At 69.2% G+C, this 15,954-nt stretch carries 10 protein-coding genes and 1 riboswitch; of the genes, 4 read left to right on the plus strand and 6 right to left on the minus strand.

What is annotated here, in order from left to right; all coding sequences use genetic code 11:
- Positions 1-388 precede the first annotated feature (388 nt).
- From ACFY3V_RS35920 to ACFY3V_RS35935, 4 genes are all read left to right on the plus strand, one after another.
- Positions 389-2,803, plus strand: coding sequence for a helicase-associated domain-containing protein (locus tag ACFY3V_RS35920; RefSeq protein ID WP_389779666.1), 2,415 nt, complete (start codon positions 389-391; stop codon positions 2,801-2,803).
- A 299-nt stretch (positions 2,804-3,102) separates the two neighbouring features.
- Positions 3,103-3,708, plus strand: a complete 606-nt coding sequence (locus ACFY3V_RS35925) for a hypothetical protein (RefSeq protein WP_389779669.1) — start codon at positions 3,103-3,105, stop codon at positions 3,706-3,708.
- Between the two features lie 97 nt (positions 3,709-3,805).
- Positions 3,806-5,452: a DNA repair helicase XPB gene (locus tag ACFY3V_RS35930; protein ID WP_362905438.1), complete on the plus strand. Its 1,647-nt coding sequence runs from the start codon at positions 3,806-3,808 to the stop codon at positions 5,450-5,452.
- Between the two features lie 473 nt (positions 5,453-5,925).
- Positions 5,926-7,950, plus strand: coding sequence for a HelD family protein (locus tag ACFY3V_RS35935; RefSeq protein ID WP_389779672.1), 2,025 nt, complete (start codon positions 5,926-5,928; stop codon positions 7,948-7,950).
- Positions 7,951-7,990: 40 nt separating this feature from the next.
- Here ACFY3V_RS35935 and ACFY3V_RS35940 read toward each other — a convergent pair whose 3' ends face one another.
- The 6 genes from ACFY3V_RS35940 to ACFY3V_RS35965 form a co-directional block, all read right to left on the minus strand.
- Positions 7,991-9,037, minus strand: a complete 1,047-nt coding sequence (locus tag ACFY3V_RS35940; protein ID WP_389779674.1) for a beta-propeller fold lactonase family protein — start codon at positions 9,035-9,037, stop codon at positions 7,991-7,993.
- Positions 9,038-9,459: 422 nt separating this feature from the next.
- Complete coding sequence (gene groL, locus ACFY3V_RS35945) at positions 9,460-11,085, minus strand: chaperonin GroEL (RefSeq protein WP_350945793.1); 1,626 nt, start codon at positions 11,083-11,085, stop codon at positions 9,460-9,462.
- Positions 11,086-11,545: 460 nt separating this feature from the next.
- On the minus strand, positions 11,546-11,746 hold the full coding sequence (locus ACFY3V_RS35950) for a cold-shock protein (protein WP_012895270.1): 201 nt from the start codon (positions 11,744-11,746) through the stop codon (positions 11,546-11,548).
- Positions 11,747-12,104: 358 nt separating this feature from the next.
- Positions 12,105-12,380, minus strand: coding sequence for a MoaD/ThiS family protein (locus ACFY3V_RS35955; protein ID WP_350945794.1), 276 nt, complete (start codon positions 12,378-12,380; stop codon positions 12,105-12,107).
- 22 nt (positions 12,381-12,402) lie between these two features.
- Positions 12,403-13,692, minus strand: coding sequence for a threonine synthase (gene thrC, locus ACFY3V_RS35960; protein WP_389779677.1), 1,290 nt, complete (start codon positions 13,690-13,692; stop codon positions 12,403-12,405).
- Positions 13,693-13,706: 14 nt separating this feature from the next.
- Positions 13,707-13,847, minus strand: a riboswitch (SAM riboswitch).
- 281 nt (positions 13,848-14,128) lie between these two features.
- Entirely contained in the window at positions 14,129-15,667 is a 1,539-nt protein-coding gene (locus tag ACFY3V_RS35965; RefSeq protein ID WP_389779679.1) for a S1 family peptidase, read from the minus strand.
- Between the last annotated feature and the right edge of the window lie 287 nt (positions 15,668-15,954).

Consider the following 15,954-nt stretch of genomic DNA (forward strand, 5'->3'; position numbering starts at 1 on the left):
AGACGGCGTAGCTCGTGCTGGACCAGTGCGGCGGGGTCGCCGAACCGGGCCAAAATCCTCTCCACGGCGACCGGGTCGTCCGTCCCCGCGCGCTCGGCGTCGATCCGCCTGCGCAACACCGCCACGAAGTCGATCCGCTGCCTGGGCCTCATCACACCGTGCGCCGCGTCGGCCGCCTTGCTGACGTAGTCCAGGACGAGCTGGTCCGCACGCTCGATCACACTGACCATCCTCTCTCGGCATCGCCTCGCTCGTGAGCTTCTTCCCTTATTCGCTGCCCTTCACGTGATCTGTTCGCCGCCCTTCACATGATCGTTTTCCCTCTTCGGTCGATCACGGAATTCCCCCAGGCCGCGCGATGTCGGTCAAGCCTCCTACCATTGGCGGAATGAGCACGGAGTTCACCGAGTGGTTGCGCGGCCGGAGCGATGACCGGCTGCGGGCTCTCGTCTCCGTACGTCCCGAGCTCATCACCCCCGTGCCCGCCCATCTGGAAGGGCTCGCCGGGCGGGCGAGCAGCCCGTCGGCGGTGGGCAGGGCGCTCGACAGGCTCGACCGGTTCACGCTCGCGGTCGTGGAGACGCTGGCCGTGCTTCCCGGCCCGATCGCCTACAGGTCGCTGCGCGCCCAGATGGCCCGTTCCCTTGCGGGGACGGCCGATCCACAGTTCCAGAGCGCCCTCAAGGAGACGGTCGAGCGGCTGCGCACCATGGCCCTCGTCTACGGCCCTGACCGCGCCCTGGCTCCGGCGCCCGGGGTGCGGGAGGTGCTCGACGCTCCCGCGGGGCTCGGTCCGCCCGCCGTGGAGGCGTTCAGGCACCATCCCGCCGAGCGGCTGGCCGAGCTGGTCCAGGACGTCGCGGGCGAGGGCGGCGAGACGGGGAGCGCGACCAAGGAGACGCTCGCCGCGCTGCTCGGCGACGCGGAAATCGTCGGACGGCTGATCGAGGAGGTCTCGCCGCAGGCGCGGTCCGCGCTCAACGAGCTGGTCTGGGGTCCGGCCAGCGGCCGGGTGCCCAACGCCCGCCGTGAGGTGCGGGCCGCCACCGCCCGGTCGCCGATCGACCAGCTCCTGTCCCGGGCACTGCTCGCCGCCACCGGCGAGGAGACCGTGGTGCTGCCCCGCGAGGTCGCCCTGTTCCTGCGCGGCGGCCGCGTCCACCGGGACCTGTCCCCTCTCCCTCCCGCCGCGGAGGGCACCGAGCGCGACCGCGGGCTCGCCGACCGCACGGCGGCCGGGCAGGCGTTCACCTTCACCCGCGTGGTGGAGGAGTTGTGCGAGCGCTGGAGTGTCGACCCGCCCGGCGTGCTCCGCAGCGGTGGCCTGGCCGTGCGCGACCTCAAGCGGACGGCGGGCCTGCTCGACCTGCCCGAGTGGGTGACGGGACTGATCGTCGAGGTGTCGTACGCGGCGGGGCTGATCGCGGCGAGCGGCACGGTCGACGGCGACTGGATGCCCACCCCCGGCTACGACGGCTGGAGGGTGAAGGCCACCGAGGACCGCTGGGTGGTGCTGGCCACGGCCTGGCTCACCATGGACCGGGTGCCGGGGATCATCGGCGAGCGCGACGAGCGCGACCGGCTGCTCAACGCCCTTCATCCCGACCTGCGCCGTCCGGCCGCCGCGGAGGTCCGCGCCACGACCCTGGGCGTGCTCGCCTCGACGCCGGGGGTGGCGCCCACCCTCGACGCGGTACGCGAGCGCCTGGCCTGGGAGCAGCCCCGCCGTCGCGGTGGCTACCGCGACCAGCTGGTGGAGTTCACGCTGCGCGAGGCCGAGCAGATCGGCGTCACCGGGCTCGGGGCGCTCGCGGGCCACGGTCGCGCCCTGCTCCCCGACTCCTCCGGCGGCTCCGGCACCCCGGCCGGTTCCGCCGGCGGCCGCGCGATGCCCGCCGCCCACCTGCTGCTCCCGCTGCTGCCCGAGCCGCTCGACCACGTCCTCCTCCAGGCCGACCTGACCGCCGTCGCCCCGGGGCCGCTCACCGGCGACCTGAGGCGATGGCTCGCGCTGACGGCGGAGGTGGAGTCGACCGGCGGCGCGACGGTCTACCGCTTCGACGAGCGCTCGATCCGGCGGGCCCTGGACGCGGGTCAGGGCGCCGACGAGCTGCTGGCCATGCTGGAGCGCCACTCGACCACGCCCGTGCCGCAGCCGCTCAGCTACCTGGTCACCGACGTGGCCAGGCGCCACGGCCGGATGCGCGTCGGATCGGCGAGCGCGTACGTGCGGTGCGACGACTCCTCCCTGCTCGACGAGGTGATGGCCGACAAGCGGGCGATCCCGCTGCGGCTGCGGCGGCTCGCCCCCACGGTGATCGCCTCCAAGTCCTCCCGTCCGACGCTGGTCGACGCGCTGCGCGCGATGGGGTACGCACCGGCGGCGGAGTCGCTCGACGGTGACGTGATCATCGCCCAGATCGACGTCCGCAGGACCGAGGGCACGTCGGCGGGTCGTTCCCCGGTCACGTTCAACGGCCACGAGGCCGACGTGGTGGCCGCCGCGGTGCGCGCGGTGCGCGCGGGTGACGCCGCGCTCCAGGCCCGTCGTGCCCCGGTCGCCGTCCCCGGCGGCGAGGTGCCGCGCTCCCCCGCCACCGCCACGATCACCGCCCTGCGCGAGGCCATCCGGCAGGGGTCGCAGGTCTGGATCGGCTACCTCGACTCCCAGGGCAACGCCACCAGCCGGATCCTCGAACCCGCCCGGATGGAGGGCGGTTATCTCACCGCCTACGACGAGACGCGAGCGGCGGTGCACCGCTTCGCCCTGCACCGCATCACCGGCATAGCCGACATCGTCTGAGATGCCTCCCGCCGACAGCACGAGGGGCGGAAAGGCCGCGCCGGCCCGGCGTGCCGTAAGGGGCCAAGGGGTAGTCTCGGTTGCGGGACGGGCCCACCACGAACTCGGCCGGCGGTCCGATGATCCGGCGACGGCGCGTCGTTCGCCCCGCCGCTCACCGGGGTGCGAGGGTCCCTTTCCGGGTCCCCTCCGGGCTCCGCCCCCGGGACGCGACCGAGTCCATCCGCCCATGGCCCACGACCTACGCCCCATATCGTGTCAGTTGACGTTCTGAGCTCCACAGAAGCGAGAGATCCCCATTGAGCAGCGGTCACTCAGAAGGCCCCAGCACCAACCCGGACGACTGGAAGAGCCCCTACACCACAGGCCCCGGCCAGACTCCGGGCCACGAGCGGCAGCCGTACGGCTACGAGCAGACCCGGCAGGATCACCAGCCCGGCTACGCCCAGCCCGATTACGCCCAGCCGGATTACGGTCAGCCTGACTACGGTCAGCCCGGCTACAACCAGGCCCCGGCCTACGGCGAGCCCTCCGGTTACACCGACCCCGGATACGGACAGGGCTACGGACAGGGCTACGGCGAGCAGCCTTACGGGCAGAGCTACGGACAGGGGTACGGAGGTTACGGATCCCCGCCGCCTCGCAACGTCGAAGGTGTCAGGACGCACGGGATCGTCGCCCTGGTCATCAGCATCACCCTCGCGCTGAGCTGCTTCGTGAGCCCCGGCGGCATCGTCGGCACCATCCTGTCGGGCATCGCGCTGGGCAAGGTCGACGCCGATCCGCAGGGCGCGAGAAACCTGCTCAAGTGGACCTGGATCAGCATCGGCGTCAACATCGCGCTGCTCGCCCTGGGCATGACCTTCTTCATCGTCGCCGGCGTCAACGGCGCCTTCGACTCCTGAGCGGGCCGGGGCCGTACGCGACGAGCCGGTGGGCGTTCACGGGTGCGACCATGAGCCGAACCGCCGTAGCCTGTGGTAACCGAGGGAGAAGGCCGCTGTGACTGACGGACCATTGATCGTCCAATCGGACAAGACCCTGCTCCTTGAAGTCGATCACGAGCGGGCCGGGGAGTGCCGCAAGGCGATCGCGCCGTTCGCGGAGCTGGAGCGCGCCCCCGAGCACGTGCACACCTACCGGATCACCCCCCTGGCGCTGTGGAACGCGCGGGCCGCCGGGCACGACGCCGAGCAGGTGATCGACGCGCTGATCGCGCACAGCCGTTACCCCGTGCCGCACGCGCTGCTGGTCGACGTCGCCGAGACGATGTCGCGCTACGGCAGGCTCCGCCTGGAAAAACACCCCGTCCACGGCCTCGCCCTGACCAGCACCGACAAGGCCGTGCTGGAGGAGGTCCTGCGCGCCAAGAAGATCCAGCCGCTGCTGGGCGAGCGCCTGGGCGACGACGGCGTGGTGGTGCACCCGAGCGAGCGCGGCAACATCAAGCAGCACCTGCTCAAGCTGGGCTGGCCCGCCGAGGACCTGGCCGGATACGTCGACGGCGAGCACCACCCGATCGTGCTCACCGAGGAGGGCTGGGAGCTGCGCACCTACCAGCGGGAGGCCGCCGAGGCGTTCTGGCACGGCGGCTCCGGCGTGGTCGTGCTTCCCTGCGGGGCGGGCAAGACGATCGTGGGCGCGGCGGCGATGGCCCAGGCGAAGGCGACGACGCTGATCCTGGTGACCAACACGGTCTCCGCGCACCAGTGGAAGCAGGAGCTGCTCAGGCGGACCTCGCTGACCGAGGACGAGATCGGCGAGTACACCGGCACGAAGAAGGAGATCAGGCCCGTCACCATCGCCACGTACCAGGTGATGACGACCCGCAGGCAGGGCGTCTACCGGCACCTGGAGCTCTTCGACGCCCGTGACTGGGGTCTGGTCGTCTACGACGAGGTGCACCTGCTGCCCGCGCCGATCTTCCGGATGACCGCCGACCTGCAGGCGAGGCGGCGGGTGGGCCTGACCGCGACGCTCGTGCGCGAGGACGGCAGGGAGGGTGACGTGTTCTCCCTGATCGGCCCCAAGCGGTACGACGCGCCGTGGAAGGAGATGGAGAACCAGGGCTGGATCGCCCCGGCCGACTGTGTCGAGGTGCGGGTGACGCTCACCGACGAGGAGCGGCTGGCCTACGCGATGGCCGAGTCCGAGGAGCGCTACCGGTTCTGCGCGACCACGCCGTCCAAGACGCGGGTGACCGAGGCGCTGGTCCGGCGGCACCCGGACGACCAGGTCCTGGTCATCGGTCAGTACATCGACCAGCTCGACGAGCTCGGCGAGCACCTGAACGCACCGGTGATCAAGGGGGAGACGAAGGTCAAGGAGCGGGAGCGCCTCTTCCAGGCGTTCCGCGACAGGGAGATCCAGGTCCTCGTCGTCTCCAAGGTCGCCAACTTCTCCATCGACCTGCCGGAGGCGGCGGTGGCCATCCAGGTGTCGGGCACCTTCGGGTCCCGGCAGGAGGAGGCTCAGCGGCTGGGCCGGGTGCTGCGGCCGAAGGCGGGCGGGGGCGGGGCGCGCTTCTACTCCGTGGTGAGCCGTGACACCGTGGACCAGGATTTCGCCGCCCATCGGCAGCGGTTCCTCGCCGAGCAGGGGTACGCGTATCAGATCATCGACGCGGACGACGTGCTCGCCGGAGATTGATCTCACACAGCGAACACGTCGTCAATTTGTGTCAGGTCCACGAAATCCCGCGGGCTTTCGACAAACAAACCACCCCCTCGCTAGGCCTCAGGGCCACTGGCGACATACCCCCATGATCTGCGGGAGTCACCAGGTTCGCCTCGCTTTTTCGCCATTTCCACGGAGAATTACAGAGAGTGTCAGGGCGATTACGGAACGATCGGATCGCCGACGAAGAGAACGCTCTCTTCGATCATCGGACGCCCACCTCAGCGACCGTTGGAACGGTAAAACGATTTTTGTCTCCGCGCGCCGCCGGCACCGGAGCAGCGCCCGCCGTGTTTTGTCGCCGCGTGTCCCCGGCGCCCGCGCGGCATCCGCCGTATCCTCGTTCACCGTTAATCCTTTTGAGACTCCGCGGGGCCGTCGCTAAGCTGGTCGATTCGCTGCCCGATGACCACCACCTCCGTTTATCGAATGGGAGGCGCTTCAGCGTGCCCGCACATCAATTGGCCCCCGACATAACCGACGACTCCGCCCGGATCCTCGCCGCCGAACGCGAGCATCTGGCCGTCTCCAGAGCGGCGCTGCGCGCGATGCGCGAGCACGCCCGGTCCCTCTCCTCCGACGCCGCCGGAGACTGGGTCTCCCAGCAGATCCTGCAGGCGCTGCTCGACCAGCGCGTCGAGGCGCTCGCCGACCACTCCGGCACGCCCCTGTTCTTCGGCCGCCTCGACCGCGAGGCCGGAGACGACCTTCCCAGCACGGTCTACGTCGGGCGCAGGCACGTCCACGACGACAGCAGCCGTCCCCTGGTCATCGACTGGCGGGCACCGGTCTCGCGGGCCTTCTACCAGGCGAGCCCGTCCGACCCGATGCGCGTCGCCCTGCGCCGCAGGTTCGGCTACCGGGGCGGCGACCTGACCGCGTACGAGGACGAGCACCTCGACCAGGGCGGAGCCGCCCTCGCCCAGAGCAGGATCCTCACCGAGGAGATCGAGCGCCCCCGCTCGGGGCCGATGCGCGACATCGTCGCGACGATCCAGCCCGACCAGGACGAGATCGTCCGCTCGGACCTGGGACGGACGGTGTGCGTCCAGGGCGCCCCCGGCACGGGGAAGACCGCGGTGGGTCTGCACCGGGCCGCCTACCTGCTCTTCACCCACCGCGAGCGGCTCGCGAGGTCGGGTGTGATGATCGTCGGTCCGAACCGGGCGTTCCTCTCCTACATCTCCTCCGTCCTGCCCGCCCTGGGCGAGGTCAAGGTCGACCAGACCACGGCCGCCGGGATCCTCGGCGACCACTCCGCCCCCGAGGACCCCGCCGTCGCCACCGTCAAGGGCGACGCGAGGATCGTCCCCGTGCTCCGACGCGCCCTGTGGGCGCACGTCGTCAAGCCCACCGAGGGCGTGCTGTTCACCAAGGGGATCAACCGCTACCGGGTGGCCGACCACGAGGTCCGCGAGATCGTCGCCTCACTGCGCGGCACCGTCCGCTACGGCCCGGGGCGCGCCACGCTCGCCCAGCGCCTCGCCCACCTGGTGCTCGTCCGGATGGAGCAGCGCGGTGAGTCTCCCGACGACCGGGTGCAGGACGCGGTGGCCAGGTCCAAGCCGGTCAGGGCGCTCGTGGACGCGGTCTGGCCCAAGCTGACCCCGCAGCAGGTGCTCCACCGGCTGTTCAGCGACCCCGCCTTCCTCGCCGCCGCCGCCAAGGACGACCTCACGGCCTCCGAGCAGTCGCTGCTGCTGTGGGCGAAGCCCTCCAAGTCCTTCCGCTCGGCGAAGTGGTCGGCGGCCGACGGCGCGCTGATGGACGAGCTGGCCGACATGATCGAGCGGACCGTCCCGCTGGGCCACCTGGTCGTGGACGAGGCCCAGGACCTGTCGGCGATGCAGTTGCGCGCCCTCGGCAGGCGCTGCCGCACCGGCTCGGCCACCGTGCTGGGCGACCTCGCGCAGGGCACCACGCCCTGGTCCGCCCGCTCCTGGACCGAGGTCCTCACCCATCTCGGCTTCGAGGACGGCGCGGTCACCGAGCTCACCCTCGGCTTCCGCGTGCCGCGCGAGGTCCTCGACTACGCGGCCAGGCTGCTGCCCTCGGTCGCCCCTGACCTGGCCGCCCCCCGGTCACTGCGTCCCGGCGCGGGCTCCCTGTCGGTGCGGCCGGCCTCCGACCTCGCCGCGGCGCTGGCCCGTGCCGCCGAGGAGGCGCTCGCCCGCGAGGGCTCGATCGGCGTCATCGTCCCCGACGCCCTGGTGGGCGCCGCGTCCGAGGCCCTGTCCCACCTGGATCACCGGGTGCTGAGTCCCGACACGGTCGAGGACCACCGTCTCCTGGTCGTGCCGGCGTCCCTGGCCAAGGGCCTGGAGTACGACCACGTGATCGTGGCCGAGCCCGCCGACATCGTGGAGGCGGAACCGCGAGGGCTGGCCCGGCTGTACGTCGTCCTGACCCGGGCCGTCACCTCGCTCACCGTCCTGCACACCGGGGAGCTTCCCTCCCAGCTCGCCGGGTGACCCTCTCCGGTCGGCGGCTCCGGGAGTCCGGTGCCAGGCGCTACGAACGGTTTCTCGGCCTGGGCACGAGGTGCGCCGCTTTGATCCCGAAAGGTCTGTCGCCGACCGGGATGGTGCCGATGACCTTGTGGGTCTTGATGTCGATCACCGACACGCTGTTCGTCTCCAGGTTGGCCACGTAGAGCCGGGCGCCGTCGGCGGAGATCGCGACCCCGAAAGGAGAGGACGCCTCGACCGGGATCACGTCGATGACCTCGTTCGTTCTGGCGTCGATCACCGCTACGCTCTCCGCGAGCAGATGGGTCACGTAGACGCGGGAACCGTCGGCGGAGACCGCGATCCTGGCAGGCTCCTTACCGACGGGGACGGTGGCGATGACCCTGTTGGTCTTGGTGTCGATCACCGATACGGTGCCGGAGACCTGGTTGGCCACGTAGACACGGTGACCATCGGGGACGAAGCCGATTCCGAGCGGCCCCTTGCCGACAGGGACGGTGGCGATGACCCTGTTGGTCCCGGTGTCGATCACCGATACGGTGCCGGAGGCCTGGTTGGCCACGTAGACGCGACGATAGGGAACGGCGGTGACTATGAACGGGCGGTGGCCGACCGGGACGGTGGCGATGACCCTGTTGGTCTTGGTGTCGATCACCGACACCAGGTCCGAGAGCACATCGGCCACATAGACACGGGTCCCGCCGTAGGAGACGTCGATCCCGATGGGGTTCTTACTGACGGGGATGGTGGCGACGACCTTCTTGGTCGTCGTGTCGATCACCGACACGGTACTCGACTGCGCGTTGGCCACGTAGACACGCGCGTTGTTGGGAGTCACCGCCAGCTGGATGGGGTTGTCGCCGACCGGGACGGTGGCGATGACCCTGTTGGTCTTGGTATCGATCACCGACACGGTGTCCGACTGCGTGTTGGTCACATAGACGACGTCCTTCGGTGGCGTGACGGCCTCGGCCGTGACCGTCGGCGCCATCACGGCCGCGATGAACAGCGCCGCCAGGGCGGGAAGGACGCGCGACCGCCACCTGCCCTTGGACGACCAGCCGGGCGGTTTCCAATGGTTATGATCCATCGTTCCCCTCACCTACCGCTGTATGGGCAATGGCTCCATTGCCGCCCCATGGACCCGTTCTATGGCGGTTCGGCATCGCGCCCGGGAAATGACACTCCGGCTTTAACTCCTGTTCCGGCAGACCTGCCCATTCATTGCCTGACACATCGCGAGGCCGCCCTGGCGGCATGGGGGCGAGCGCGCCTCCTCGTCCCCGCTCGGCGGGTCCGGACCGGCATCGGCTTTCGAACCCCCGACGACCCCGCACGGGCCTGCGCCGGATCGAACCCCGCGGTTCGCGGCGTCCCCGGGAGCACCCGCCAGGGGGCGGCCTTTCAAGAAGGTCGACGGCGGATGGCGGACAACGCCTGGGGAAAGCGCACAAAAAAAGAGGCGACCCCGAGATCCTCGGGGTCGCCTCTTTTACCTGAAAGCGGTTGGACTCAGAAGTCCATGTCGCCGCCGCCGGGCATGGCGGGGGCGGCCGCGGCCTTCTCGGGCTTCTCGGCGATGACGGCCTCGGTGGTGAGGAACAGCGCCGCGATGGACGCCGCGTTCTGCAGCGCGGAACGCGTCACCTTGGCCGGGTCGATGATGCCCGTCTCGAACAGGTTGACGTACTCGCCGGTGGCGGCGTTGAGGCCCTCACCCGCGGGAAGGTTGCGCACCTTCTCCACGACGACGCCGCCCTCAAGGCCGGCGTTCACCGCGATCTGCTTCAGCGGCTCCTCCAGAGCCTTCTTCACGATCGCGGCACCGGTGGCCTCGTCGCCGGAGAGCTCCAGCTTGTCGAACGCCTTCGCGCCGGCCTGCAGCAGCGCCACGCCACCGCCGGGGACGATGCCCTCCTCGACGGCCGCCTTCGCGTTGCGAACGGCGTCCTCGATGCGGTGCTTGCGCTCCTTGAGCTCGACCTCGGTCGCGGCACCGGCCTTGATGACGGCCACGCCGCCGGCCAGCTTGGCCAGACGCTCCTGGAGCTTCTCGCGGTCGTAGTCGGAGTCGGTGTTGTCGATCTCGGCGCGGATCTGGTTGACCCGGCCGGCGATCTGCTCGGCGTCACCGGCACCGTCGACGATGGTGGTCTCGTCCTTGGTGACGATGACCTGGCGGGCGCGGCCGAGCTGGTCCAGGGTGGTGGACTCCAGCTTCAGGCCGAGGTCCTCGCTGATGACCTGGGCACCGGTCAGGATGCCGATGTCGCCCAGCATCGCCTTGCGACGGTCACCGAAACCGGGCGCCTTGACCGCGACCGAGCGGAACAGGCCACGGATCTTGTTCACGACCAGGGTGGCCAGGGCCTCGCCCTCGACGTCCTCGGCGATGATCAGCAGCGGCTTGCCGGCCTGCACGACCTTGTCGAGAACCGGGAGCAGGTCCTTGTTGGCGGACACCTTGGAGTTGACGACGAGGATGTACGGGTCGTCGAGGACGGCCTCCATACGCTCCGGGTCGGTGACGAAGTACATCGAGGTGAGGCCCTTGTCGAAGCGCATGCCCTCGGTGAGCTCAAGCTCGAGACCGAAGGTGTTGCTCTCCTCGACGGTGATGACGCCTTCCTTGCCGACCTTGTCCATCGCCTCGGCGATCATCTCGCCGATCTGCGGGTCGCCCGCGGAGATGGACGCCGTGGAGGCGATCTGCGCCTTCGTCTCCACGTCCTTGGCGAGCTTGGACAGCTCCTCCGACACGCGCTCGACGGCGGCCTCGATGCCCTTCTTCAGGGACATCGGGTTCGCGCCGGCGGCGACGTTGCGAAGACCCTCGCGTACGAGAGCCTGGGCGAGCACGGTGGCGGTGGTGGTGCCGTCACCCGCGACGTCGTCGGTCTTCTTCGCGACCTCCTTGACGAGCTCGGCCCCGATCTTCTCCCACGGGTCTTCGAGCTCGATCTCCTTGGCGATGGAGACACCATCGTTGGTGATGGTGGGGGCGCCCCACTTCTTCTCCAGCACGACGTTACGGCCCTTGGGGCCGAGGGTCACCTTGACGGCGTCCGCGAGCTGGTTCATGCCGCGCTCGAGACCGCGCCGGGCGTCCTCGTTAAACGCGATCATCTTGGCTGCCATACGGCTAACCTCCCAGAGAAAGGGTGGCTTACACCGGACCGAGCCGACGCCCGCGACGGCATGTGGGCCCACGACTCCGTTCGGCGGGCCCCATCGCCTCGATCCAGGATTGGCACTCTCTATGCGTGAGTGCCAAGAATCTGTTTAGCACTCTACCCCGACGAGTGCAAGCCGCGCCCCGTTGACCTGGGCCGCGCGTGGGACGATCTTCAGCTTCTCGTCATGTCCGCGAAGATCCCGCGCCACGTCGGCGTACGCGATGGGTCATCATCGGGGCCTTTGGGAGGCATTGGCGCCTTTGGGGTCACTGCCGTCATTGCCGTCGTTGGCGGATGCCCGAACGACACGAACGCCCGGCTCGCCGGATGAGGGCGAGCCGGGCCTGGGCGGTGGGGGTTCAGCGGACCGCGACACCTCGGGACCCGCCGACTCCTCCCTGCGAATTCATGAAACGGCCGCGTCAGACCGCCCGGACGGATTCCGCCTGGGGACCCTTCTGCCCCTGGGTGATCTCGAACTCGACCCGCTGCCCCTGCTCCAGGGCGCGGTAGCCATCCATCATGATCGCGGAGTAATGGACGAACACATCCTTACCACCGTCTACCGCGATGAAGCCGTAGCCCTTGTCCGCGTTGAACCATTTGACGGTGCCCTGCGCCACTTGCGACTCCTCTTACTGGTCTTAAAGGACGACGCCCATTCCTCTCGCGAAGTCCCCAATCTCCGGGGCGGACTTCGCCACGTCGATCGTTCCGACCATACCTGTGGGAAGCGGTCGGGCAACAGAGTCAAGCACCAAACTACCTCTTTACGAGAGCTTTTATCACGAGGAGAAAGTTTCATCATCACTGCTGGTTAGTCAGGGGTTACATTATTCGTGCACGCGACAAATATGAGCTTCTGTCATAAAACACGGCACCCGCCCGGCCGGAGCCGGGCGGGTGCCGTGGATTCGCGGGTGCCCCTGGGGATGACGCGGTGCGACGCGAGGCGGTCAGGGCCGCGTCAGGGCGAAGGAGTCAGCCTCCGGCCACCGCCGGGATGATGGAGATCTGAACACCGGAGGGCGTCGCCGTGTCGAGGTTGTCGGCGAAACGGACGTCCTCATCCCCAACGTAGACATTGACAAAACGTCGGATCTTTCCCGATTCATCGAGAATCCGGGCACCGATCCCCGGGAAGTCCGCGTCGAGCTTCTGAAGAACATCGCGCAGGGTCTCGCCTTCTCCGTTCACCTCGGCGGCACCATCGGTGTAAGTCCGGAGAATCGTCGGAATCCGCACAGAAACGCTCATAATTCAGTACCTTTCACGATTTCTAGGCGATAGCCGCACGGAATGCGTCAAGAGAGGGTCGAATCACTGCGGTCGGGCGCGCCTCCGCGGCCACCGCGTCCAGGGTCTTGAGACCGTCACCGGTGTTGAGGACCACGGTCTCGGCGTCGGGGTCGAGCGTGCCCGAGGCGACCAGCTTGCGCAGCACCCCGACGACGACGCCTCCCGCCGTCTCGGCGAAGATGCCCTCGGTCCTCGCCAGCAGCCGGATCGAGTCGACGATCTCGGCGTCGGTGACGTCCTCGACCGCGCCGCCGGTGCGGCGGGCGATGTCCAGGACGTACGGTCCGTCGGCCGGGTTACCGATCGCGAGCGACTTGGCGATCGTGTCCGGCTTGACCGGCCGGATCACGTCGTGGCCCGCCTTGTAGGCGGAGGAGACCGGGGAGCACCCCTCGGCCTGGGCGGCGAAGATCTTGTACGGCCTGTCCTCGACCAGGCCGAGCGCGATCAGCTCCTTGAAGCCCTTGTCGATCTTCGTGAGCTGCGAGCCGGAGGCGACCGGAATGACGATCTGGTCGGGAAGGCGCCAGCCGAGCTGCTCGGCGATCTCGTAGGCGAGCGTCTTGGAACCCTCCGCGTAGTACGGGCGGAGGTTGACGTTGACGAAGCCCCACTGGTCGCCCAGCTCGTCGCCGATGAGCTCAGAGCAGAAGCGGTTCACGTCGTCGTAGGTGCCCTCGATGCCGATGAGCCTGCCGCCGTACACGGAGGCCATGACGATCTTGGCCTGCTCCAGGTCGGAGGGGATGAACACGCAGGCGTCCAGCCCGGCCCGCGCGGCGGCGGCGGTCACGGCGCCGGCGAGGTTGCCGGTGGAGGAGCAGGAGAGGGTGTGGAAGCCGAAGTTGCGTGCCGCCTCGACGGCGATGGCCACCACGCGGTCCTTGAAGGAGTGGGTGGGGTTGCCGGAGTCGTCCTTCACGTGCAGCGAGCGGATGCCCAGCTCGCGGGCGAGGTTGCCGGCGTTGACGAGCTTGGTCCAGCCGGGTGCCATGTTGGGCTTGGCGGCCACGTCCTCGGGGACGGGCAGCAGCGAGCGGTAGCGCCAGATGTTGGTCGGCCCCTCGGCGATCCGCTCCCGGGTCACCCGCCCGAAGTCGTACGCGATCTCAAGGGGCCCGAAACACTCGGTACACGCGAAGCTGGGGCCGAGGTCGTAGCGGGCACCGCACTCCCGGCAGGACAGCGCCACGGCGGGGCCGAAGCGCCGGTCGCGCGCGCCGTCGGCACGAGCGGAGGAGGTGGTGTTCTCAGTGGTTGCGAGCGCCATGAAGCGAGGCCTTTCCCTCATCTTCGTCTGGACCACCCTGGTCACAGACCGGAATTGGCACCTGTCCCGGTCGACCTCGTTCAGATCACGGGTCGTGAACCGGGATGGTTGCCGGGGCTTCGCAGGGCCGGTCCCTCCACCCCTCTGGATGAGCAGATATTCAGTTGGAAACCTGACGCGCAGGTCTTGAGCACTCTACCCCGCCCTGCCGCCCTCCTGACTTCATGTCTCACTGTGCGAGATAAGGCGTGTTATCCAGCGGACAGCCGGATCCGTTCCTCCGCCCCCGAGACAGGCGGCGTGGCTGGAAAAACAGGTGAAAGGACAGGTGAGGCCCCCGCCGGACGGACGATCCTCGGTGATCGTCCGCCCTGCGGGAGCCTCACCCCTTCCGGTCGTCGCCGGACGCGCCCCGCGGGCGGCGTCCGGTCGGCGGTCACGGCGCCTTGAACCCCAGGGTGTACGCGCCGACGCCGGACGAGGAGACCACCCGGTAGCGGTAGTAGCCGGGCGTGCCGGTGTAGGAGATGCTCTCGTCGGTCCTCGGGCCGTCGGAGGTGGCGACGACCGACCAGTTCCCGCCGTTCCACTTCTGGAGATACAGGTCGAAGTCGACGCCGTCGTCGGCGTCCAGGCAGCCCTTGTGGATGCCCCCCTTGGTCGACCTGTAGTAGCGGCCGTTCGGCTGGTAGGCGGACGCGCCGTTGGCCAGGGTGCCGGTGTAGGTGTTCGGGAAGCCGGTGCAGGTGCCCGAGACCGGCGGTGGCCGATTGCCCGCGACGGTCCTCAAGGTCAGGCCATAGGCGGTGAGGATCGGGCCGATCGGCTGGAAGTAGGTGGTGCCGCCCTGAGTGCAGTCGCCGGAGCCGCCCGAGGTGACGCCCTGGGCCTGGTCGATGGAGATGAAGGAGCCGCCGGAATCCCCGGGCTCGGCGCAGACGCTGGTGCGGGTCAGCCCGGAGACGGTGCCCTGGGGATAGGTGACGCTGGCGCCGCGCTGCTGGATGAGGCCGCAGTGCCAGTCGGTGGTGGAGCCGGACCGGCAGACCGACGCCCCCTCGATGGCGACCGTGGCTCCGGCGACGGGCACGGTGCCGCCCTGGCCGTTGTCCACCGCGGGAGTGGGCGTCCAGTTGGAGTTGACCGCGACCCAGGAGTAGTCGTTGCCGGGGAAGGTGGACCCCTGGAAAACGCCCTGGCCGACTCGGTTGTAGCCGGTGGTGACGTCGCCGCTCTTTCCACAGTGGCCCGCGCTGACGAAGCCCGGCTGGGTGCCCTTGAGCACGGAGAAGCCGATCGAGCATCGGCTGGTGGCGCCGATGTAGTAGGCGTTACCGCCCACCAGGTCGTACAGGGGCAGGGGAGTCTCGGCACTGGGCAGCACGACCACTGCCTCCTCGTCCACACCGGTGCTCTGGACGAGGTTTTCAGCCGCATCGGGTTTCGGGGAGAGGACGACCACCTTGTTCCTCTTCACGTCGATAAGACGCACACTCGACACGAGCGACGATGCGCTGGAGTGGTTGATCTTCTCCTGGATCCCAGTGAGTTCCTCCAGCGATCTGGCGACGACCTCGGCCTCGGCACCCGCCGCGAGGATCACGGGAATGTCGGTAACACTGGTGGTGGCCGCCACCAGGGTGCTCGCGGTGTTTCCCCGAAGCCAGGTGCCGCCATAACTGGAGCCGAGTCTTCTGTTCAGCTGCGCCGCGACCGAGGATAGGCGGGCCTCGTTGAGCAGGCGTACCTGGGCCTCGGCCGGGGTGAGGCGCAGGTCGCGTACGAGCGCCCTTATCATTCCGGGCGGCGGCTTCAGCGCGACCGACGCGACCGGCACGGCCATCTCCGCGGACGGGACGACGTGCGTGGCCGGGGCGTCCGCCGCCTGAGGTTCGGCGCCGGCCGGTACGGCGGCCAGGGCGAGCGCGGTTGCGGTCAGGGCGCATGATGCGATGAGGACGTGTCTGCGGGACATGTGGGTTCTCCTCGACCTTTGCCTGTGAAGCGCGAGGGGAGGTCACTGCATGTCACCCATTGATCACGTGACGTGGGCAACGCCACTCTAGATCAGACAAGGCCGCCGAAGCCGCGCGCCACGCGGAAGGTGTTCACGAACGGTTCCCACCGGCCCTGGCCCCTCCAGAACCATCCGGCCCTTCCCGAACCGGGCTGCCCCTCTCGAACCGGACGGCCGAGATCAACCTCGGAGCCGGACGACCAGGACGAACCCGGACCGGGCTCCCGAGAGCGAAATCGAGCCGA

The organism is Streptosporangium sp. NPDC000095, from assembly GCF_042899335.1.
Classification (GTDB): Bacteria; Actinomycetota; Actinomycetes; order Streptosporangiales; family Streptosporangiaceae; genus Streptosporangium.

Coding starts and splice junctions, on each gene's coding strand:
- ACFY3V_RS35920 (WP_389779666.1), top strand. CDS start 389: ATGAGCACGGAGTTCACCGAGTGGTTGCGCGGCCGGAGCGATGACCGG.
- ACFY3V_RS35940 (WP_389779674.1), bottom strand. CDS start 9,037: ATGGATCATAACCATTGGAAACCGCCCGGCTGGTCGTCCAAGGGCAGG.
- groL (WP_350945793.1), bottom strand. CDS start 11,085: ATGGCAGCCAAGATGATCGCGTTTAACGAGGACGCCCGGCGCGGTCTC.
- ACFY3V_RS35955 (WP_350945794.1), bottom strand. CDS start 12,380: ATGAGCGTTTCTGTGCGGATTCCGACGATTCTCCGGACTTACACCGAT.
- thrC (WP_389779677.1), bottom strand. CDS start 13,692: ATGGCGCTCGCAACCACTGAGAACACCACCTCCTCCGCTCGTGCCGAC.
- ACFY3V_RS35965 (WP_389779679.1), bottom strand. CDS start 15,667: ATGTCCCGCAGACACGTCCTCATCGCATCATGCGCCCTGACCGCAACC.